This is a genomic window from Flavobacterium sp. KH_035 (assembly GCF_057839565.1).
On sequence record NZ_CM174492.1, the window covers coordinates 4,588,564 to 4,611,681 of the forward strand.

Annotated in this window: 15 protein-coding genes; 2 read left to right on the forward strand and 13 right to left on the reverse strand. The window is 34.7% G+C overall.

The annotated features are described in order from the left end of the window. Positions 1-323: 323 nt before the first annotated feature. The 6 genes from AC3IS6_RS18760 to AC3IS6_RS18785 form a co-directional block, all read right to left on the reverse strand. The gene (locus AC3IS6_RS18760) at positions 324-845 is read right to left on the reverse strand and encodes an STM3941 family protein (RefSeq protein WP_476019865.1); all 522 of its coding nucleotides are present in this window, start codon (positions 843-845) and stop codon (positions 324-326) included. Between the two features lie 194 nt (positions 846-1,039). Beyond that, positions 1,040-1,762: an SMI1/KNR4 family protein gene (locus AC3IS6_RS18765; protein WP_489161618.1), complete on the reverse strand. Its 723-nt coding sequence runs from the start codon at positions 1,760-1,762 to the stop codon at positions 1,040-1,042. A 724-nt stretch (positions 1,763-2,486) separates the two neighbouring features. Further along, on the reverse strand, positions 2,487-3,191 hold the full coding sequence (locus tag AC3IS6_RS18770; RefSeq protein WP_489161620.1) for a DUF7003 family protein: 705 nt from the start codon (positions 3,189-3,191) through the stop codon (positions 2,487-2,489). Positions 3,192-3,413: 222 nt separating this feature from the next. After that, positions 3,414-3,773, reverse strand: a complete 360-nt coding sequence (locus AC3IS6_RS18775; protein ID WP_489161622.1) for an SMI1/KNR4 family protein — start codon at positions 3,771-3,773, stop codon at positions 3,414-3,416. A 735-nt stretch (positions 3,774-4,508) separates the two neighbouring features. Further along, positions 4,509-5,093 (reverse strand): hypothetical protein, encoded by a 585-nt coding sequence (locus AC3IS6_RS18780; RefSeq protein WP_489161623.1) that lies wholly within the window; start codon positions 5,091-5,093, stop codon positions 4,509-4,511. A 160-nt stretch (positions 5,094-5,253) separates the two neighbouring features. After that, a complete protein-coding gene (locus tag AC3IS6_RS18785; protein ID WP_489161625.1) occupies positions 5,254-5,631 on the reverse strand; it encodes a hypothetical protein in 378 nt (125 codons plus the stop codon). 717 nt (positions 5,632-6,348) lie between these two features. On the opposite strand from AC3IS6_RS18785, the gene istA reads away from it, so the two are divergent. Next, on the forward strand, positions 6,349-7,896 hold the full coding sequence (gene istA, locus AC3IS6_RS18790) for an IS21 family transposase (protein WP_489161627.1): 1,548 nt from the start codon (positions 6,349-6,351) through the stop codon (positions 7,894-7,896). A gap of 16 nt (positions 7,897-7,912) precedes the next feature. Next, complete coding sequence (gene istB, locus AC3IS6_RS18795) at positions 7,913-8,650, forward strand: IS21-like element helper ATPase IstB (RefSeq protein ID WP_489161628.1); 738 nt, start codon at positions 7,913-7,915, stop codon at positions 8,648-8,650. Positions 8,651-9,247: 597 nt separating this feature from the next. On the opposite strand, the gene AC3IS6_RS18800 is transcribed toward istB, so the two are convergent. The 7 genes from AC3IS6_RS18800 to AC3IS6_RS18830 all read right to left on the reverse strand — a co-directional run bounded on the left by AC3IS6_RS18800 (position 9,248) and on the right by AC3IS6_RS18830 (position 22,453). Further along, on the reverse strand, positions 9,248-9,595 hold the full coding sequence (locus AC3IS6_RS18800) for a hypothetical protein (RefSeq protein ID WP_489161630.1): 348 nt from the start codon (positions 9,593-9,595) through the stop codon (positions 9,248-9,250). Beyond that, on the reverse strand, positions 9,595-10,455 hold the full coding sequence (locus tag AC3IS6_RS18805; RefSeq protein WP_489161631.1) for an RHS repeat-associated core domain-containing protein: 861 nt from the start codon (positions 10,453-10,455) through the stop codon (positions 9,595-9,597). The genes AC3IS6_RS18800 and AC3IS6_RS18805 overlap by 1 nt, the downstream gene beginning before the upstream one ends. 49 nt (positions 10,456-10,504) lie before the next feature. After that, positions 10,505-10,711, reverse strand: coding sequence for a hypothetical protein (locus tag AC3IS6_RS18810; protein ID WP_489161632.1), 207 nt, complete (start codon positions 10,709-10,711; stop codon positions 10,505-10,507). A 377-nt stretch (positions 10,712-11,088) separates the two neighbouring features. After that, the gene (locus AC3IS6_RS18815) at positions 11,089-11,487 is read right to left on the reverse strand and encodes a hypothetical protein (protein ID WP_489161633.1); all 399 of its coding nucleotides are present in this window, start codon (positions 11,485-11,487) and stop codon (positions 11,089-11,091) included. 4 nt (positions 11,488-11,491) lie between these two features. Next, positions 11,492-15,115, reverse strand: a complete 3,624-nt coding sequence (locus AC3IS6_RS18820; protein ID WP_489161635.1) for a DUF6443 domain-containing protein — start codon at positions 15,113-15,115, stop codon at positions 11,492-11,494. 43 nt (positions 15,116-15,158) lie between these two features. Further along, on the reverse strand, positions 15,159-20,687 hold the full coding sequence (locus tag AC3IS6_RS18825) for a DUF5977 domain-containing protein (RefSeq protein WP_489161637.1): 5,529 nt from the start codon (positions 20,685-20,687) through the stop codon (positions 15,159-15,161). Between the two features lie 98 nt (positions 20,688-20,785). Continuing rightward, positions 20,786-22,453, reverse strand: a complete 1,668-nt coding sequence (locus AC3IS6_RS18830; RefSeq protein WP_476019863.1) for a T9SS type A sorting domain-containing protein — start codon at positions 22,451-22,453, stop codon at positions 20,786-20,788. Between the last annotated feature and the right edge of the window lie 665 nt (positions 22,454-23,118).

Sequence of the window (23,118 nt, forward strand, 5' to 3'; positions counted from 1 at the left end):
CCTTAACTTTTACTTCACTTTCATTATTATCTCATTCCAACTAAATACTGTCTTTGTGAATTGAATCAACCATTTCCACAAATAAATTGTTTATAATTTCTTTCTCAATTTCTAAATTAGAATTTTTCTTTTCACAACTAAAAATTGTAAAAGAAATTATTAATGTAAATATTATTTTTAGTTTTCTCATAGTATTACTGCCAACGTTCTGACGCTACACGAGGTTTGGGATTAAGATGCGAGGTTTTTCGGTTAAACACAATTTTCCAAGTACAAAACAATCTTTAAATTTAACCTAATGCCAAAATCTCGTGTAACGGCTGTTATACGGCGTTTTTTATCTTCTTATTTAATAGTTCGAGTAATTTCTGCTGTTTAATATTTAAAAAATCGGTTTGTATAGAATATTGAGAGTTAGCTATTGGTTTACTTATTTTATTGAGAAATTTATAAAACCAAGTTTTGGTATACTTTTCTGTTGGTCTTTTCAGTTCAATAAATATTTGCCTATTTGTCTTAATTCCTCGATGATGAGTATTAACGATGAGAAATGATTTTATGTTGTCAATTTGAATGGTTTTAGATGGAGTCAAAACTTTATGAATTATTATTTGACTATTTGTAATAGTTAAAAGAGGCTTTTTTCTTGTCAACAATAAAAAAGACAAAACAATTCCAAACGAAAACAACAAAAAACTGAAAATAAAAATTACACTTTTAAATAGTTTTTCTTCGAAATCAATCATTTTTTCACCTAATAATATTCCAGCAATAACAAATATTGAAGATATTAAAAGGAGTAAGAATGATGTTAATTTATTTGAATAAAAGTGTTCTTCTTTCAATTTATGTTATTCCTTTTGGTCGTTGTATTTTCTGCGTTTTTTCTAAAATACCGTATAACGTTCTGGCACTACAGCGGGTTTGGGACTAAATTAAGCCCATTCTTCGGATTTGCGAAATCATTCCAAATACAAAACCATCTTTCCATTAAGCCCAATGCCCAAATCCGTTGTGGTGGCTGTTAGGCACTGGCTATTTATTTATTTCCACCGAATAATCTTGATAGAAAACCTTGTTTCACTCGTTTCTCAACTATCCAAATTGGTTCATCACTCGGTCTTATGATTTTTGTGTTCGGTCCTGATTTACCCCAAGGAAATCCTGTTTTTATAGGTTGATTAGTCAAGTCCGCCACTAAAAACATTTCTGGTAGTTCAACTTGTCCGTTTTCAAAGTTATAATCCTTTTCATTTTTTTCCATTATTCCGACTTTTTCACTCCAAATATCCATTACGGTCTTTTCGTGAATAATGTCCAAGTTGGATTGATTTCCTTTTTGTCCGAACTCGTCAACATGTCTTATGAACTCCGTTAAATTTTCAGAGTGTTTTACAACGACCGATGGGTCGTGACAGACATAATAAACTGAATTCCATTTTCCCTTAGAGTCAATATCTAAAATCCAAAAATTCCCAAACCCATCTCCTGCAAGTTGGATTGATTTTGGAAACATTTCTTCAAATCCAAAATGACCGAATGCATCGAAACGTACTTCTTCAAGTCCATAAAACTCAAAACCTTTGCTGAATCTTAATAATTCTTCGATTTCATCCGGTAAGTTGTTATCTGGAAGCTGATTTTTCAGGTTTTCTATTTCACTGTCGGTCATTCCGTCCAGCAATTCGATCTTATACAAATCTCCGTCTTCAGATTCGTATTTGTTTGAAAGAATTGATTCTAATTGTTGTTTCGGTGTCATTTCTGTTCGTGTTGTTTTAGCTTGTGCCTAACTTGTATATATGTCTGATAAAATCCGACTTATCTACCCTAAAGTGGGTTGCTATGTCTGACAAATGTCAGTGTTTATTTGTTTTCAAAAATAGGATATTTACTTAACAATATTCAAACGAACTTATATTTGTTGAATCCTTTAGTACATTTATGAGTGTAATTTCAATAGTATAAAACTTTATGTCAAGCTAATTCTTGTTTAAACTCTAATTAGTTCTACTTTCTGAGAATAAAATAAGAACTAAATAAGCAGACTTTTATTCCACTGATTCAATATTATAAATTACTAAGATCAAATTTAAACATGGAAATCAATATAAAATAATATTTATTTTTTTTAAGTCATCCACAAAATGGTTCGAAAATTGTCCCGTTAGGGCTACTAGTAAAAATTAAAAGCCTGATAGATTTAGATTTATCAGGCTTTTTTGTGGTTCGAAAAATCTTGTTTAATTTCAAAAAAAATACAAACTATCAGTGTTTTCAAGGAAAATTGGTTCGAATCCCGTTAGGCTATTTAGAGTGGGATTGTGCATAAGGTCTTGGTACGACAGCGGGTTTGGGACTAAATTAAGCCCCTTCTTGGGATTTGTCAAATCATCCCAAACACAAAACCATTTTTCCATTAAGCCAATTGCCCAAATCCGTTGTAGCAGCTGTGATAGGCTGCCATCTTTTGTATTTAGTTTTATTTACAGTGTTCCTCCTTCTGGCCAATTGATCCAATGTGTATTTGAATTATTAGTCGGTTTGTAATTTTTAATTACACCAGTTTCTAAAACTTTTGCAATTAGTTTAAAGGTTTCATTTTGACTCGGCAATTCATTATTAGCGACGTCTGGATGGTACCAATCGTGGAATTCAATTATTTTTTTAATGTCTTTGGGAATTCTTTCTCTTATTTCTTGTTCCGTTGCAACAAGTTTTTCGTGATAAAGTTTATCGAGTAAACGAAGAAATTCGAATGCATTGATTTTAACTTCATCCTCAAGTAGAATTTCTGATGCTTTGTATTCATCTTTGTTATGAATAAGTTGAACTATTTCATTACGCAATAGAAATGTTGGACATATTGGATTTAAGTAAAATTCCTCTTCTTCGTCAAATGTATTGCAATTTTCAGCGTCTTTTGTCAAGTAAAGGAAATTTTCGTTTTGAGTCCCTGGCTCATAATTCAAACAGTTTCCAAAAATATGTAAGCAATTACTAATACCGTTATGCCCACCACCACGGTAATTAAAACCTATTACTTCAATAATTATAACCCAGCGTTTATCATCTCTGTAAGCTGTAAGCTTTGTGCCAGCTGGATATACGTAACCATTGTCTAACATTGGAAAAGTATAATCTTCGGCACATTTATCAAGTTGCTTTAATATTTCTGCTGATTTAATCATAGAATAAAGTAGTCTTTATATAGTTTATTTTTTGTACTGATGTTCTTTATGGTAACCTATAATGTTCTGGTACGACAGCGGGTTTGGGACTAAATTAAGCCCATTATTCGGATTTGCCACCCGAGCGATAGCGAACAGGCGAAGCAAATCATCCCAAATACAAAACCAACTTTCCACTAAGCCAATTGTCCAAATTCGTTGTGGCTGTTATGCATCGTTTTTTTATTCTGAGATGTTTGGATAATTTTGTATAAAATATTCTAATGAACATATTTCTTTAGGAGTTTTTTGTCCTCCATAATAAAAGTAAACGTTAGGATTCTCATTCCCATTAGCTTTGAAATACCAAAACATATACCCTTGATGCATCATAAAAACAAAATCATCATCATTGAGAAAATTTTCAGCATTATCTTCATCCAATAATTCTTTCGCCCATTTATTCAATTCTTTGTATTTATTGAATAAATCAGTTCCAGTCATTCCTTTTGGAGTTGAACTTTCGCAAAGTTTATAAAAATCCTTATAGATTTTCGGAAAACTTAAACCATTCGTTATTTCTATTTCATTTAAATTATTCATTTGATTTCAATGGATTTTAACAATTCTGTTTCTCAAAAGAAGGCATAGCGTTCTGGCACTACAGCGGGTTTGGGACTAAATTAAGCCCATTCTTCGGATTTGCCAAATATTCCAAATACAAGACTAATTTTCAATTAAGCCAAATGCCCAAATCCGTTGTAGTGGCTGTTATAGGCAGTTGTTATTACTTTGGTTCAATAAACAATTTCTGTCAGTAAAATAACTAACTGAATTAATGTAATAAATATAGTAATATGTGACACATAATTATTTTCTTTTAAGTAATTGACTATTTTAAGTTGTAGATTTCTGTTTAGTTTCTTCTTTGTGTTTTTCATTAACGTAAAACAGAAACTAAAAAAAGGTATTGCAATACTTAAAAAAAATATTACTAGCAAAGAAGTTAGCTCAATCTCAATACTTCCTATAAGTTTTTTTATAATTATTAAAAGGAAAGTGAAAATTATTTGATATTTGGCAAATTTTAACCATTTAGTTATACTATATACTAAAAAGTTTAGTGTCAATAATAAAAATACGTAAAATATCATCATTCGGTTATATTCTGTTTTGAATTTTGGTGCGTTACAATTGCCTATAACGTTCTGGCACTACAGCGGGTTTGGGACTAAATTAAGCCCATTATTCGGATTTGCCAAATCATCCCAAACACAAAACCATTTTTCCATTAAGCCTAATGCCCAAATCCGCTGTAGTGGCTGTTGTGAGCAGTACTTAATATGCTGAATTTGGGATACCAATACTAATTTCTTCTATCGTTTGATTTTTATATTTGTTTGAAAAATATGCATGCATTTTATTTATGACAATTAAATCATCTAGTGAATAAAAATTAAATTCATCAGGCATATTTTCCAAACCCTTCACATTGAAATAAATGCCTAAACTATCATAGTGTGCACTAACTACTCTTCTATCATTAAACTGATACCACCTTGGTTTACCATAAATTTTAAGCATATCATTTACGTCCATTTTTTTCACATCGAATCCTCTTGATGTCTTTCCTTTAAAGTTTTTATTAAATGAAATAGATAATATTTTTGAAGGCTGTCTTTTCAAATAATAAAACGAAATCCCTTCTTGCTCATAATGGATTTCAGTTGAATATTTTTGATGATCTATTAATTTATAGTTACTATTACCTTCATCTTTAATTTGTGATGGTGTCAACACTCTAATTTCATAATCATCAACACCCTTTCCTTCATAAATTATTGACTTTTCGTTAAATGACTTTCCACATGAACAAAATAGTATTGTAAAAAAACATATTAAAATCTTAAGTAGTTTCTTCATATGTTAGGTTTTCTGGTATTGCTCACAACGTTCTGGCGCTTGGCGAGGTTGCGAACTTCGTAACCTAGTACTTTCGGTTAAGATAAATTTCTTACGAAACGTAATCGTGAATTCACTACAAAATTCGCAATCTTGCCAAACGGCTGTTATGGGCTGGTTGTTATTCTAGGTTATCCCAACCCGAAACATTTCTTTTTTTAAGTTTTAATAATCCATATATAATTAGCATTACAGTCACTGTGAGAATTGGCGTGAGAATGTTATTAGTATTCATTACTTGAATGATAAATAATAATGTGCTTGTAGATAATAATCCCCAAAAACCGAGTTTAAACCATTTAAGAAGCATAAATATAAATAAAACATTTAAAATTTCAATTGAAGCAACAATCAGCAACAAATTTTCTGATTTAATATATTGAAATCTTTGAGCTATACTGTCTATTTTGTAGAATAAACCTAGTGAAACTATTGAATATGAAATCATTAAATAAATCAACCAAGCTGTTAAGCATCCGTGTCGTTGTTTGTTTTGCATTCTTTAATATTAAAGTTTCAATTTGTGTTAGATAATTTCGGCTAGTAATTCGTAAGATTAGCTATTCTGTTTTCAAGTTTTTGCGCTTAAGTTCCAATTTTTAAGTTTCTGCTGACACATTCCAACTTTCAAGTTTCTGAATTTCTAACGTATTAAATCTTTTATTTTCTAATTGTTTTCGTCTGCGTAATTTCGGTACAACTAGCCCATAACGTTCTGGCACTACAGCGGGTTTGGGACTAAATTAAGCCCTATTTTCGGATTTGCCAAATCATCCCAAATACAAAACCAATTTTCCATTAAGCCTATTGCCCAAATCCGTTGTAGTGGCTGCTGTATGACGTTTTTATTTCAGTATTGGTTTGTATTCATTAGAAATATGCCATTCTTCAATTATCTGTAATTTTCTAAATCTTTTACTTATTAATAATTTTAAGACGTTTCTATTTTCGGTTGTTGCTAATTTTATCCAGAGTGGCAACTCATTTTTATATGTTGTTAAAATATCACAAACTTCATTTAAACTTTGTCTTTTACTGGAAAAACCGGTCAAATTGACCACTACTTTCCAGTGTAAATTGACCACCAGTTCCGGAGCAAACTGACCACCACTTTCCAATTCAAATTGACCACCTAATTTTTGGGGTAAATTGATTATTAAAAACTACTGACTTTTTCATGTTGTTAGAACCATACATTCGTTAAAAAATACGGATTATGGCAAACAAAATAACAGACATGAGTAAAATTAGAAAAGTAATTAAATTCTATTGTGATGGAAAGAGTAAGTTATTTATAAGTAGCTATTTATCTCTTTCCAGGAATACGGTAAAGAAATATATTTCTTTATTTGAAGTCCTCGGATTAAGCTTTGAATTAATTGATAAAAAAACAGATGCAGAACTAGAACTTTTGTTTTCACAGACTACTGTGGAATCAATTAGTCCCAAATTGCGGATACTTCATGATTTTTTTCCTAAAATGGAACGTGAACTAAAAAAAGTTGGCGTTACCGTACAACATATGTGGGAGCAATATATTTCCGTAAACCCTGATGGTTACAGGAGTTCGCAATTTGCACATCATTACAAAACATGGAGTAAACGAGTCAATCCGGTAATGCATATGAATCACAAAGCAGGTGATAAAATGTATGTAGATTATGCCGGAAAAACACTCTCCATTATTGATAACGATACTGGAGAAATCAAAGAAGTACAATTTTTTGTAGCTATATTGGGAGCTAGTCAATACACCTATGCTGAAGCTTCCATGAGCCAACAGAAGGAGGATTTTGTTACTTCAGTAGAAAATGCCATGCGTTTTTTTGAAGGTACTCCTGCGGCAATTGTTCCAGATAATTTAAAATCTGCAGTAATAAAAAGCAGTCGTTTTGAACCGACAATTAATGAAACCTTGGCTGATTTAGCAGAACATTACGAAACTACAATCTTACCTGCCAGAGCTTATAAACCAAGAGATAAGTCATTAGTTGAAGGAGCTGTTAAGATATTGTACAGAAGAATTTATGTAACCCTAAAAGAAACTAAATTCTTTAGCCTAGAAGAATTAAACCAGCAGATATGGGATTTATTAGACACTCATAATAGTCGAAAACTCACAGGACGTCCTTACTCTCGAAAAGAATTGTTTTTAGAGGATGAGAAACAAAAACTGCGCCCACTACCACAAGAACGCTTTGAAATCAAATACCAATCCTTTGCAACGGTGATGCAAAACGGGCATGTCCAATTAAGTCAAGACAAAAATTACTACAGTGTTCCGTATCAATATGTAAAGAAAAAAGCGAAACTCTTGTATACCAAATCAACCGTGGAGATCTATTATAAATACAATCGAATAGCTGTCCATGAACGAAATTATAAACCTTATGTCTATACCACAATCCCAGAGCATTTAGCCAGTACACATCAATTTGTAGCCCAATGGAGTGCTGCTCGATTTATTGATTGGGCAAGTAGTATTGATGAGTCAGTGGGAGAATATATTATGCAGATAATCGAAAGCAGAAACCATCCTGAACAGGCTTATAAAAGTTGTTTAGGAATACTAAACTTCGAAAAAAAGGTTGGTAAGCAGCGATTAATAAATGCCTGTAAACGGGCACTCGATTTTAGAATATACAATTTTAAAACGATACAGAATATTTTAGAAAACAACTTAGACCATATTGATTTTGAACAAGAACCCGAGCAAGAACTCCCGAATCACGGTAACATAAGAGGAAAACATTATTATAACTAAATTAAATCTTGAAAACATGAATGAATCTACAGTAACAAAAATGAAACAAATGAAGCTTTATGGCATGTTTAATGCTTTTAAAACAGCCATTGAAAGCGGAAAAACAGACCATTACACACTCGACCAGTTCGTATCGATGATTATTGATGCTGAGTGGGACGAAAGGCACAATCGGCGTATTGAGCGCAGTATCAAGAATGCTCGATTCCATTACAAATCAAATATTGAAAGTGTCAATTTTGATGTATCACGTAATCTTGACCGAAACACGGTACTGCGTCTGGCAGAATGTGAATTTGTAGAAAAAAACGAAAACATCTTAATCACAGGAAGTACTGGCGTAGGTAAAAGTTACTTAGGTACAGCATTGGGTTATCAAGCCTGTATACAAGGTTTTAAAGTGAGTTATTTTAATACTTCGAAGTTGTTTGCTAAATTAAAAATGGCCAAAGCAGATGGTTCTTACCTGCGAGAGCTTGCCAAAATTGAAAGGCAAGACGTTATTATACTTGACGATTTTGGACTCCAAGCATTAGATAGCCACAACCGAATTACCCTTTTGGAGATCATTGAAGATAGGCATAATAACGGTTCTATAATTGTGACATCACAAATCCCAGTACAAGGTTGGTATGATATAATTGGCGAAAAAACTATAGCAGACGCAATTTTGGACAGGCTTATACATCAATCCCATCGACTCGAATTACATGGAGAATCAATGAGAAAGAAAAGAGGTATAAACAAAGGGTAATATTTTAAGTATATTTGAATACTAATTAACAGATGAAAAAGAGTAGTTTTTAATCAAAAATGGAGGTGGTCATTTTGCTCCGGAATTAGGTGGTCATTTTGAATTGGAATTGGGTGGTCAATATCACTGGAATTTGCAATATAACAGCATACGGAATATTAAACAACCCGAATCTGAAACAATAGAAAATGAATGGGTAAAATTACTCACTACAGCTACACATGAGAGCCTAGGAGAACTAAACCAGGAATTTATCAAATTTATTCAATCACGAAAAATTGAAAATATACAACAGGCTGATCGTCATTGGGAACTGTCAGCAAAAGACTTTATTTTATCTGACAATGAAAAGCAATAAATATTCCTGAGCTCATACAAGTCTAGCTATAATCACCATATTGAATGTACAAACAAAAAAACAGTAAAAGATAAATTAATTTGTTATAACTTATTCTCTACTTTTTGTTTGCATATCCATTTTACTTTTAAATCCATATTAACACCCTCATATTTATTGAGAATTTCTTATATCGAACTCTTTTTTTCTATGTATCGTTGCCAAAACCAGCGTATCATTAAGTCTGAAACACTCCCAATTTATAGTTTTTTCAAAATAACATTATCTATCTTGACTTTAGAATTGCTTAAAATAATAATTTTTAGGCTTCTTTCATTCATATACCCTGCTGAAATTTGTGCAGGGTATTGTTCCTCATCGCAGATTAATGCAATTGTATCTTTTGTAACATTTTTCCATTTTCCTTCGCATTTTGAGTTTACTTCAAAGTATTTTTTCGAAAAAGAAAACGTATTATCTTTATTTAGAATCAGAGCATAGGAATAATCTTTACCATTTTTCATATAATTACCAAAAATCTCTTGTGTTTTAATTGTACCACAAGAAAAAAATGATATTGTAAATATTAACAAAACTATTTTTTTCATTATTTTTTGTATAAAGTGTTTTTATCGTCTTTAAGAGTTGTTGTTGATTGTAAGCCACTCAAAACCTTTGTTGCGCTTGGATAAGCTCTTATAAGCCCATCTCTGTTTGTATTCATATTTACAGGAAAAATCTCCGTCATTGCTGAACCACCCTGTGAATAAATTTTGCTTCCATCAGATTTAGTAATTCCTTGAACCCATGCTGGAGTAATGCTACTAAATGATGAAACGGATGAAGAAGAGTTTAAGCCTGAAACTGAAGCAGGGTCATATCCAAATTGAGCCTTATAAGCTGCCGTCTCATCACCAACATCTTGACCAAGAACACCACCATTAGTTTTACTAAATCCCATTTCACCGCTTTCAAATTGCCCGCCATGAGCTGTTTCATGAACGAAATTAGCTGTTGAACTAAAATTAAATACAATGTTGCCAGTAGTAGAATCATAAGTAGTACCACCTTCTTCACCAGCACCAGTTTTAAGAGCATAAGATTGAGAACTTTTCTCTAACGTTCCTAAAGTTTCAAGACTTCCATTTATGCTTCCTATTCTATCATTTAAGTTCCCGATTTTCCCTGCCAATTTTTCAGCGCTCCATCCTTTATCTGTAGCTTTAGCAGTTAGTTTATCAACTTTCGTTTGCAGTTTATCTCTCTGGTCTGTTACTTTTTGTTTTTGTTTATCCCATTCTTTTTGACTCCCTGGCTCGACAATCATCCCGTCAGGGTCAATAAAGAAAACAGGATTATTCATTGCATAACAATAAGGTGAAAATCTCCTTGATATTTCTGCCATTGGATCAATATTTATCCAATGACCAATTGCAGGGTCATAATTTCTTGCTCCATAGTCGTACATGTTAAGCCCCAGCTCGTCCTGTAATTCTTTCGAATTATACTTGAACTTATTATTTACTAGCTACATAATCATTATACCCCGTGTGTTCTAAACCAAAAGGATAATAATTATTTTCTTCAATAATTTCAAGAACTTGGGTAACCAGGTTTTTAGCATAACTAACCCGAACATTTCCTAAATGATCTTTATACTGGTAGACATATTTTTGATGTATGTTATCGTAATACCCTTCTGCCGTTGGGAAAAATTGTAACATTGGTTTCGATGGAGCAGCCTGACTTGCCATCGTACTAAAACGACTACTCTCTGTTGGAACAGGATCTGTATCATCTACAGGAGGATCAGGATAACCGTAAGAACGTTTAGAGAGATAGGGAATTACATTTTATTTTCATGACCTAATTTGAAAGGTAAAAGCATCTTAAGGCTTACTAAAAGATAAAAAAAAGAAAGAGACGACTGGTTGGTCGCCTCTCTTTCTATTCAAAAATTAAAATTTTATATTCTTTTTCAGTTCGTTACGTGGTTATATTCTGAAAACACCTAATCTGTAACATTACCATTTTATATTCTTTATCAGTTCGTTACATCGTTATTTTATAAAAACACCTAATCTGTAACACTACCAAATAATTAATTGTTTTTATCGATGATAAATTTAAAGATATTGTAAAAAACGTGCCAACTATTTTCTTCTAAAAACAATTTAAATTGATTAGAATTTGTAAACAAGGTTAATTCAGTATTTTCCATTTTTGATGATGGATTATTTTTAATATTTGGAAAATCAATTTTTGTCAAATCTGATAAACTAATAAATTTATTTTCAATAGGAATAATTAACCTCTTGTTTGTTAGGTACCAGCTATAATTATTGTCTCTAGTAAAATAAATAATACATTTTTCATTTGCTTGAAAAACAAACAAATCTTTTGGATTAACTTGATGCGAATTTTCGTCAAATATAAAAGTTGATTTAAAATTTAAACCACTTCTCTTAAATTTAGCTTTTATTACCGATATACTTAACATAATTTTACAAATTTTTATAAATTCTTACGGAGTGTTGTTCAATCCTCTCAATAGTATAGCCAAGTCTTTCCCAAGCTTGAGCATTTAATAGTTTTGTTTCAACTACTCCCTTTCCTTCAATTATTAATTTTGTAGCTCCTGAGGCTTTAGCTTCAGCTTCCATTGTTTTTAAAAGCTTTATGGCACTTCCTGCTGAAGGAGCTTCATTTATTAATGTACCTATTTGAATTTCAATTGTGCCTCCTTTAACATATGTTTTAAACCACATCCAAAAGCTTCCAATTTGAGTACATCTAAATTCTGATGCTAAAGGATTACCAACATACCAAGGAAGTTCAAGCATAATTGGTTCTGCTGGTTTATTAAGGTATTTCATATTTGCTATTCCGTCAGAAAATAAAATATTATAATTAGTTAAATCAGCCTGAACGATTTTGTTACCCACTTCATACTTTACACCTAGACGTTCTTTACCAACTATTTCTCCACCACGTTTATTTAAATATATATTATCATCACCATCATCCTTGTAATCAATAATTTCTCCTCTCCTATTTACTACAGTAGATGCTATGTAATTTGAACTCTCTGGAGCTAGTCCTGTTGGATCAGAATAAACTACAGGATTATTATTTGAAAAATTATAAGGTGAATTTACATAAAAATTTTCAGACAACTCATCCATATTACCCCAACGACCAACATCTGGCATATAATTTCGGGCTTCCATGTCATACATGTTAAGCCCCAGCTCGTCTTGCAATTCTTTTCCGTTGTATTTATATTTATTATTACTCTCTGTATAATCATTATATCCCTTATGTTTCAATCCAAAAGGATAATAATTATTCTCTTCAATAATTTCAAGAACTTGAGTCACCGGATTTTTGGCATAACTCAATCTGATATTACCCAAATGATCCTTATATTGGTACACATACTTTTTACCTACATAATCATAATACCCTTCTGCCGTAGGGAAAAACTCCAATGTTGGTCGCGATGGAGCAGCCTGACTTACCGATTGTTCTGCAAAGGCACTGAAACGACTGGTCTCCGCCGGAGGGTCATTAGGAACAGGCTCATAACCATGAATAGGTGGGTTTTTAGGATCCTGTGGATCATCCGGTACAGGAGGATCTGGATCTCCACCTTCCCCGCCCGGATCAACTGGGTCAACTGGGTCAACCGGAATGCTTTGGCCTTCGCTATACCTGTACTGAAACCCTCCCAGATAATTGGTACGGGTTACAACACCATCTTTATCTTTTACAAATTTCTCCAGTTTTTGCCCCGCTGCGTTGTAAATATACTCAATTCTCCCGGGTGTTCCAAATGTAATTTTCTTAGGTAAATTCAGATGATTGTATTGTATTTCAGTGATGTTTTTATTGGTATCTTTTATTAAATTCCCATTTAAATCATAGGCATAATCATCTGCCAAGTCATTAGATCCGTTACTATCGTCTTTAAATCCCTGTGGTTGGTTTGAGGTATCTGTGACCTTTGTTAACTGATTGGAGTTGGCAGTATAAAAATATCCCAGATTATCCATATCACCAACATAAGGATCTAATGATGTACCAGCGATATTATGTCGTAGTAATCTTGTAATATTTCCGTTTTTATCATAATCCATGTTCTCACCAAAATAATTCTTATTATTGGTCAAATTTGGAGTCTGATAGGTTGCGTCCAACAATCGATTCAATTGATCGTACCGATAGCCATATGTTCGAATTGCACCTGTAACATCTGAATTTGTAATCCAGGAAGTTTCGGCAATATTTCCATTGTACAATGCCTGAACCTGTGAGTTACCCGGCTTCTTGTCGTAATTAATTTTAAAAGCAAATAAATCTATTGGATCAGAGTTTTGTTGCAAATTTTCAACATTGTTGATTCCGGTGAGCCAGCCTCTGATGTTATAACTATACTGTACTTTTTGCAAGGGAGCTCCTGCGCTGTTCCCTACATTTTTTGCACTCAATTGCCCCAAATCATCATAAGTATTATTTGCTAAAACTTCAACTTTTCCCCCATTAACCTGATGGGTATGGGTCAGCAAGCGGTCTTGTGGCGAGTAAGTGTATTCTTCTCTTACGGTTAACTCTGTGTCTCCCGAAGTACGTTTGTGTTTGGTAATGGTATAGAGCGACTTTCCGGTAAAATCTAAACTACTATTGATATGAGTATATCCTCCTAAGTGATTTTGAGTTCGGTTGCTCACAGCTCGGGATCTGGTATCGTAAAAAGTAGTAGTGGTCTCTCCCAATGTAGCTGATGCCGTGGTCAGAGCTCTTGCCCAGCTTCCGGTAACCAAACCTTTGACATTCTCTAAAACAGTCTGCCCCTCAATTGTAGTAAGCCGGCTTTCTGCATTGGGAAAAGCATAGTTATCGTAATAGGTAACGGTTAAAAGTTTAAAATTTGTTGGAGCAATTGTATTGCTGTAGTATACCGGGATATCGTCAATTGTTCCTGAGGTTTGTTTGCTTTCAAATAAAACTTTAGATACATTCTGCGCATTCTGCAATGCCTTTCTAATGATCGAACCTGAAGACTGACTGCTCCAACCCGTATAAATGGGTCTGCCAAAAGCATCGTATTTGGTAATGAGCCAGCCTTCGGTGGTTTCATTTGCAAAAGGAGAGAAAACCGGTCCGGTAGCTACGGGACGATCAAGATTGTCATACACAATAAACTCCCATTGTTTTCCGGGCAGTTTCTTCTCCACCAAACGATTGCGGTAGTCGTATTTATACTGGTAACACAAACCGTTTAAAACCTCATCGTTAACCACACCCGTCACTTTTGGTGGCAATACATAGGTCAGGTTGCCATAAATATCGTAAACATAGTAAGTATCGTGTGGGTCTCCTGAATTGTAGGTTCTTTTTAGAATAACCTGACCTTCTTTGTTTTTAAATTCTACCGTAGCACCGGCACTTTCGCTTGGATTTGCACCCGAATTCTCGTCGTAAGTTACCGTTTTGTACAGTCTTCCTTCGGCATAAATTCCCAGCTCTGTAAGTCTAATATCATACAGTCCTAAACCTGCTTCCCAAGTGGTGTTGGCTTTGTATTGTTTTACCGCATCGGCAGTGGTATTGGTCTGGTAATCGATTTTGATTTCATTGCCCTTACCCATTTCCCAGGAAGCCCCCGGAGCGGCTTGTTTGAGAACGCGATTCAAAGGCGATGGTTCAAATACTTTTTCGGAGAAAGGATTTGGGGTATTGTCATATTTTGCAGCGCTATAAATGCCTTTTGCGATACCTATAGCTGTATTGGAGTCAATTCTGGGATAACTGTTGCTTCCATTGACAGCCGGATAAGGCAGGTATTCTTTGGCTTGTCGGCCAAAGCCGTCATATTCTATAGGAGTTATAAGATCCTGTCCTCCTCCTCCCTGACCAATAGCAATGGTTTGTATCGGACGGCCTAATCCGTCAAAATAGGTCACGTTTTGACTCATCTCGTCTTTGGTCAGCGAATGCAAGTTTGCTGCCTTCACCGGTTTTTTCGGAGTCAGGGTGTACACAAAGTTATCATTGCTTAAAATCTGGGCTTTTAGATCTATACTTGCTAATAACAAAAGGGCTATAATTAGTATGTTTTTTTTCATCTGAATCTCTTTTAAAAATGATTTAATATCTAAAATCTTTATTTTACTCCTCTACCTCTCCGTGTCTAAGGCATATTCCATTAGTATTAGCGTAAGCCTGCGCATTAGCACTAACATCTGCCCATGCTTTATTATCAGCATCAACCTGTGAAATTTCCGAGTCATACTTTCCTTGCTCCACAATATAATAGACGTATGGAAAAGTAGTTCCAGGAGGGCAATAATCATTTTTATAAATTTTGTAAACTACTCTCTGACTTAAATAAGTACAAGTACCTCCGTATTCTGCCTGTACCTTTCCGTAATAATTAAGCTGTTCTAATGCCTGGGCATCTGCTTCTACCTGAGAAACTTTTGATTTTCCTGCCCCATATCCAACAGAATAAACATTAGTGGAACCAATCCCTCCGGGTGGGCAATTGGTCTTTGTAAAGCTTCCACTTATAGGAGCACTGTAGTAAAAACATTCCCCTACTGCATTAGCATAATTCAGTCCATCGGTATTGAATTTGGTAACCGCAAGTTCATCAGCATTCGCTTGCGAAATTTTAGAAGTTACAGTCCCTCTGCTCTGCTCGAAATAAATAGGGCCAGATGTGCTGACTGTTCCTGCAGGACAGCTATTTTTTAAAAAATACCCCCCTAAAGGTGCACTATTAAAAACACAACTACCTTCGGTATTAGCATATATCTGACCCTCTGCAAGAAATCTCAAGACTGCTTTATAATTTGCTTCTCCCTGAGAAACTTCTGATTTCTCTGCCCTGGCTGCCAGAGTATAAAGATGGTTCGTCCCCGTTCCAGTTAATCCACATTCATCATTTGTAAAAGTATCGCTGTAAGCAATACTATAAAAAGTACATTTACCATTAGCATTGGCATAAACCTGCCCCTCTGTATTAAATTTAGCTAATCCCTTACTGTCGGCTTCCGCCTGTGAAGAAAAGGAACGTTCAGCTCCATAGATCTGGCTATAAGGAACACTAGAGCCTTCTCCGCCCACGGTGCAATCATTCTTTGCAATTAATCTGCTTATTGCTACACTATAAAAAGTGCAATAACCATTAGCATTCGCATAAACCTGCCCCTCTGTATTAAATTTAGTTAATCCTCTATTATCGGCATCAGCCTGTGAAGAAAAAGAATACTCCGCCCCATATGACTGACTATAAGGAACACTAGAGCCTGTTCCTCCTGCAGCACAATTATTCTTAGCAATAGATCCGCTTATTGCCGCACTGTAAAAGGTACAGGTTCCATTAGCATTGGCATAAGCCTGACCTTCTGTGTTGAATTTAGATAATCCTTTACTGTCGGCTTCTGCCTGTGAAGAAAAAGAATGCTCTGCTCCATAAGTCTGACTGTAAGGAACACTAGAACCTGTTCCTCCTACAGCACAATTATTTTTGGTAATTGATCCGCTTATTGCCGCACTGTAAAAGGTACAGGTTCCGTTAGCATTGGCATAGGCCTGACCTTCTGTGTTGAATTTAGATAATCCTTTACTGTCGGCTTCCGCCTGTGAAGAAAAAGAATGTTCTGCTCCATAAGCCTGACTGTAAGGAACACTAGAGCCTGTTCCTCCTGCAGCGCAATTATTTTTAGCAATTGATCCGCTTATTGCCGCACTATAAAAGGTACAGGTTCCGTTAGCATTGGCATAGGCCTGACCTTCTGTGTTGAATTTAGATAATCCTTTACTGTCGGCTTCCGCCTGTGAAGAAAAAGAATGTTCTGCTCCATAAGCCTGACTGTAAGGAACACTAGAGCCTGTTCCTCCTGCAGCGCAATTATTTTTAGCAATTGATCCGCTTATTGCCGCACTATAAAAGGTACAGGTTCCGTTAGCATTGGCATAGGCCTGACCTTCTGTGTTGAATTTAGATAATCCTTTACTGTCTGCTTCCGCCTGTGAAGAAAAAGAATGTTCTGCTCCATAAGCCTGACTGTAAGGAACACTAGAGCCTGTTCCTCCTACAGCACAATTATTTTTGGCAATAGATCTACTTATTGCTGCACTATAAAAGATACAGGTTCCGTTTGCATTGGCATAAACCTGACCTTCTGTATTGAATTTAGATAATCCTTTACTGTCGGCTTCCGCCTGCGAAGAAAAAGAATGCTCTGCTCCATAAGTCTGACTGTAAGAAACACTAGAGCCTGTTCCTCCTACAGCACAATTATTTTTGGCAATAGATCTACTTATTGCTGCACTATAAAAGATACAGGCTCCGTTTGCATTGGCATAAACCTGACCTTCTGTATTGAATTTAGTAAGTCCCTTACTATCTGCATCTGCCTGCGAAATAGTCGAGGTAACTGCCCCTCTCGCCTGATTATAAGTCACACTTTGACCTGTTCCTCCTGCGGCACAATTCTTTTTGGTAAACGTGCCGCTTCTGGCAGCACTTTTATAAATATACTCGCTGGTTGAAGTATTATCACTGCAATCGGTCAGCTGACCTTTATAGTTGTAACAATATTTTTGAAGTACATTCAATTCATAGTCCTTTACAAATTTTAATCTGCCTACGGCATCATATTCATAATAAGAAGGTACTCCTTTCGGATCTGTTACACTTGTTACACCAAGCAGTGGATTATAGGTGTAAGTAGTAATCATAAATTGAGGAAAAGAAGTCCTTAGAGTTTTCAGGTTATTTCTCAGTATTTGCTCGTTACAATCCTCAGTCAAACAATTATCATCGTCTAAATCAGATCGATTCTGCAGATTCGAAACATAACTTGAAATCTGATCATAGCTGGCGTTTTCTACTTTTGCAATAGGCTGTGTTTTGTTATACCCCCAGATTATCGCCACTGGTAAGCCTCCCTCAACAGTATATTGCAAAACATTACCCTTTTCATCGTATTGGTCGTAGGTAATTTTTTTATCCTTAAGATTATTTATGTCCTGTACTCCTTTGTTTGCATAAACATATTTTGGCAGTAACAAATTAGAGGTAGAACCATCGTTACGATATTCTATTTTCTGTTCTGATATTTTTTCACCATTAAAACTCTGAGTCTTAATCGGTTTACCAACCATTTTCTTCGCTACCAATTCATTTCGAAAAGGCTCATTTGCCATTTCAGAATCTGTAATATAAAAATATTGGGTTCGTAGGTCTTCTCCGTTAGAGTTCGTTGAAACCTGATTTTTAAGATTTCCTGTTTCCGAATCATAGGAATTGACTGTATTTTGAATTAATGTTCTGCCATTGAAATAACTTGTATGGTCTTCTTTTTCTAAAAAATAGTTTTTAGATTCATGTGTAAATGTTTCGGTTACGAAATCACTTAATGGTCTTGGCAATATTGGTGAGCAATTTAGTGGGGCATTAAAACCACCATACATATTAAATGTAGTACGGGTAAGCTTGCATTCTAAGCCCAGTACAAACCTGCGATTATTGCGTTCCACATTATTTAAATAGGTGTTTTTTTGTTTTTGAATCGTATCGCCGGTTTTTGATAGAATATTTTTTTGATCTAACTGGCCAATATTATATCCTTCATCGTGCAGGAAATTAACTCCTCCGCCCGAATACAAAAACACCGTTCTTCCGTTATTTTCAAGAAGATTCCCTTCAATTTGTTCTACTTTTTTATACAATACCGGGCTTCCTCTAAAATTAGACAGCGGAGAAATACTGTTATAGCTATAATAGTACGTTCTAGAGCTTGTATCATCATTAGCTGGCAAACAGTTTGTTCTGTCAGTAAAAAAGGATCCCGAATAAAATTGTGGTTTTTGCAATATTATACCGGTGCTCTTGCCAGATTGCGAATAGTTGTAAGTAGTCATGATACAGGCCCCATTAAAATCGCAGTTTTTCACTTGTTTTACTCTTATCCCTCCTACAGTTTGGTTAGAAGGCGGTGTGGGCTGCTGGTATGTTGCGATAACATGTGCCATAGATCCTTCGCTTGATGTTGCTTCTAAAAAATACCTGCCAGGGCTATTTATACTAACTGACGCTTGATTGATAAATGATGATTGCTCAGGCATCCAATGACCATCTTTTGTCCAGAGCTGGCTTCTTTCAAAAATTGGATTCAATCTTTCACCTTCTTTGTATAAAATAACACTAGAGGTTCTATTTTCCCATCCTTTTACTGTAGGGTCATTAGATAATTTGTTGTAAATTTTTAACTCTCCAATAATAGTAACTATATCCAAAGTATCTATCCGAGTTCCACCGATATTAGTAGTTGTTGCTGATATTGATGTATTTCCACCTTTCTCATCAGAATATGGAAGATTATAATCAGCCACATTCATAAAAACTGTATTTGGCTCGTATTCAATAATAGAATATCCTTTCGTCTGATAGGTTATTTTTTTAAGGCTTCCAATCTGCGTACTTGTAAAATTCGGTTTAATACCAGGATTATCCAACGGATTAACCGGTGCATTACTGAGGGGTAGTGAACCAGTGGAGTTGTAGTAGCCCCATAAATCTTTTTTTGCCAAATCACCTTCCGAAAAATTAGGATAAGCCAAACTTTCATCATATTCCATGCTATTAATGACCTGTCCGTTGTATTTTAAATCTAACAGGTTTTTTCTTCTCCCCGACCATTGTGAATAGCTAAAATCATATGTTTTAATCGCAATTCCGGCTTTGTTTTTTATTTCTAACTTAGTGACGACAGCTACCGCAAGCTCAGTAGGGTTATCATCGTATTGTAATTCGATAGTATAATTATCGGTTGTAATTTTAGAAAGTTTGGTGACCGACGAACTTGTTTCTGTCCTGCTTTTTGTTGTAGACCAATTATTATAATAGTTTATAATGGTGTTGGCAGAAGTATAACTGTCATAAATATCGTATAGCGTGTTTGGATCTGCGTAATAGAATGTAATTTTGTTACTGGTATGTGGAAAATTGATCTCCTTTATCAAAAAAGAAGAATTATACGAATACCCCTCACTACTTGAACTGGTATTCTTATTTATTTGAGGTAAACTGAAAATATAATTAATTCCTTTGTCATCCGTAAGTGTAAATCCCGAAGATCCGTTTTTCACCAATTTATAATTTTCATTCTTCATGAAAATAGGATTATCATCTTTGTCTAAGTAAAAACTACAGCTAATATTTCCAATATTAATAGAGTACTTGTCGGGTCTGCCATCTATTTTTCCTTCTGCTATCTTTTCAAACAGGTCTAAAATTCTGGCTTTTGATTCCGGTAAATTTTCATCCTGATAAGGAGGCAGTTTGTTAAAATAGTTGTGCATCATACTTCTTTCGAGTAAATGCTCTTCGTCATTTAACCCCTTAATTATATGCATAACAGCTCCACCTATGTTAAAAGTCCAGCCCACCCCTGCATACCCGGGAGTTTCATCTACCAAAAGACCTGAGTAATTATAGGATAAATTAATAGGCATAGTAAATTCACCTTCTTTAATTTCGAATATTGGAATCGTATAATTGATTCTTCCCGTGGCAATATCTACAGGTATTTCGTTTACTTTACTCATAGAGGCCACTTGTGGCGTTGCAATACTAATATTTGGAATATAAGATTTTTTTACTCCATCGTCAGTTTGGGATTTCACATTTTGAATAATAAAAAACAAAACGAAAAATAAAAAGTAATGTATATTTGATTTCATATTGATTTGTAACTTGATATAATAATTAAAAAGCACCTGTGTTATCTGACAGATTTAATCACTTTAACAGACTCCGTTTTAACATCTGTTCTGACTTTTATGATATAGATTCCCTCGGGGTATCCGCTTAGATTAACCGGTACAGTCCTGCTATTGATGTCAAACTCCAGTAAGGTACGTCCTGCAATATCAATCAACGTTGCGGTACCTTCTTTAAAATCATAGCCTATAATAACATTGGTATAAGTTGACGCAGGATTAGGAATGACCTCGATACTGGATTTTACTTTTTCAACCTTTGTTTTGTCTTTTAGTTTCACCACCCAAAAATCATTGCCTCCAATGCTGCCATTTCTGTCTCTTGATGCAGCCGAGTTGGAAGTTCCTGCCATTAGATAACCTCCGTCTCTGGTCTCAATTAACTTTCTGAGGATATCTTCTCCGGCACTGCCTACGGTTTTATTCCAGATTTCTTCTCCTTTATCGTCTATTTTCATAGCGATATAGTCGTTGATGCCTTCTTTTTCTTTGCTGATGGAGTTAAGTGCTTTAGCAACGATCCCTTCACGCGGGCGCCTGCTTTCACTTTGTGCATAACCGCCAATGAGATAACTTTGGTCTTTATTTTCTACCAGAGAGGTCAGAATATCCGTTTTTCCAAAATCATAAGTTTTGCTCCATAAAACACCTCCGTCTTTATCGAGTTTCAAAATCCAGTAGTCGGTTCCATTACCTACAATCCCACCCATAGTGGTCAAAGCATTTTTACTGTTGGAATTTCCTCCCGCGATATAACCGCCATCCGCTGTTTGATGAATGACATAAGGCTGATCGTCTCCTTCGGCACCATAAGTATTTTGCCATTGAATTTCACCGGTATCGTTTATTTTAAGGATCCAGAAATCTCCCACTCCTTTATTGTTCTCTGTTTTATCACCTGAAACCGGAGAGTTGGAATAACCTGCCAGAATATAGCCGTTGTCTGAGGTTTGTTCCATGCTTCTTAATACATCTGCATAACTTCCTCCATAGGTTTTTTGCCATTCGACATCGCCTTGCTTGTCCAGTTTGACAATCCAATAGTCCATGTTACCGCGGCTTTTTTCTGATTTGTTAAACGAATCTGCTTTTGTGGTTGGTTTCGAAATTCCGTTCGATACAGCAAGCATATTACCCAAAGGATCTGAACTTGATGAACCTCCTAACATATAACCTCCGTCTTTGGTTTGAAAAGCACATAAGAGTTCGTCCTTCCCTGTACCTCCAATAGTTCTTTGCCACTGCTCGCTACCCGAAGCATCTAATTTAATAACCCAAAAATCACTGATTCCTTTGCAATCTTCGTTTTTTTGAAAACCTCTTCCTGAACTAGAAGTTCCTGCAAGGATAAATCCGCCGTCTCTGGTATTTTTAATACTCTGAAGCAAATCAAAACCACTTCCACCAATACTTTTTTGCCAAACCAGATCTCCTTTTTCACTCATTTTCCAGATCCAGTAATCCAGATCTCCATGATTGTCGTCGTCTTTATTTCCGGTTTTGTTGGATAGGGAGCTCCCCGCTAAAATAAAACCGTAATCGGCCGTGGGTTGGGCGTCAAACAAATAATCGGCGTGCTGTCCACCATAGGATCTTTCCCAGAGAATGTCCTGGGAATACGTAAATAATGATGAAGCAAGAAGAAACAGAATTAGGTAGAGTTTTTTCATAAGTAGCCTTTAGATTTTGGCAATTAAATTTTACCTCCAAAACTAAACGACTAATTCATAATATCTTTACGACTTTCCACATTCCCCAGTCTTTCTAAAAGAAACAGGTATTTTTACGTAATGTTTTACTTATAATAAACATCACTATTTAACTTAATAAAATAGCACTTTTTTACTTCTCATATTTATTTAAATACCAAAAAATCAAAATTTTAACACAGTAATTTTCTTCTAATACTATAAGCCAAAAAATCTTTTTATTGATTTGAAATATTAATTGAGTTTTCTTTATTTCATTTTACCCAGATAAACCTCTTACTCATAACTCAAAATCTGTAATCCAGCAAATATTTAAGTGTGGAGTTGATCACTTTTTGATACAAAATTTAAGACTCTCTTCCTTATAGATTTCAAAAACACCAGAACTAAACTACTTATATTTAGATATTAAAAAAAAACTGAATGTAATTTTGGATATGCAAACAAAAAATGGAGTCCAAGTTAGGAGATAAACTGCCTTAACTTTTACTTCACTTTCATTATTATCTCATTCCAACTAAATACTGTCTTTGTGAATTGAATCAACCATTTCCACAAATAAATTGTTTATAATTTCTTTCTCAATTTCTAAATTAGAATTTTTCTTTTCACAACTAAAAATTGTA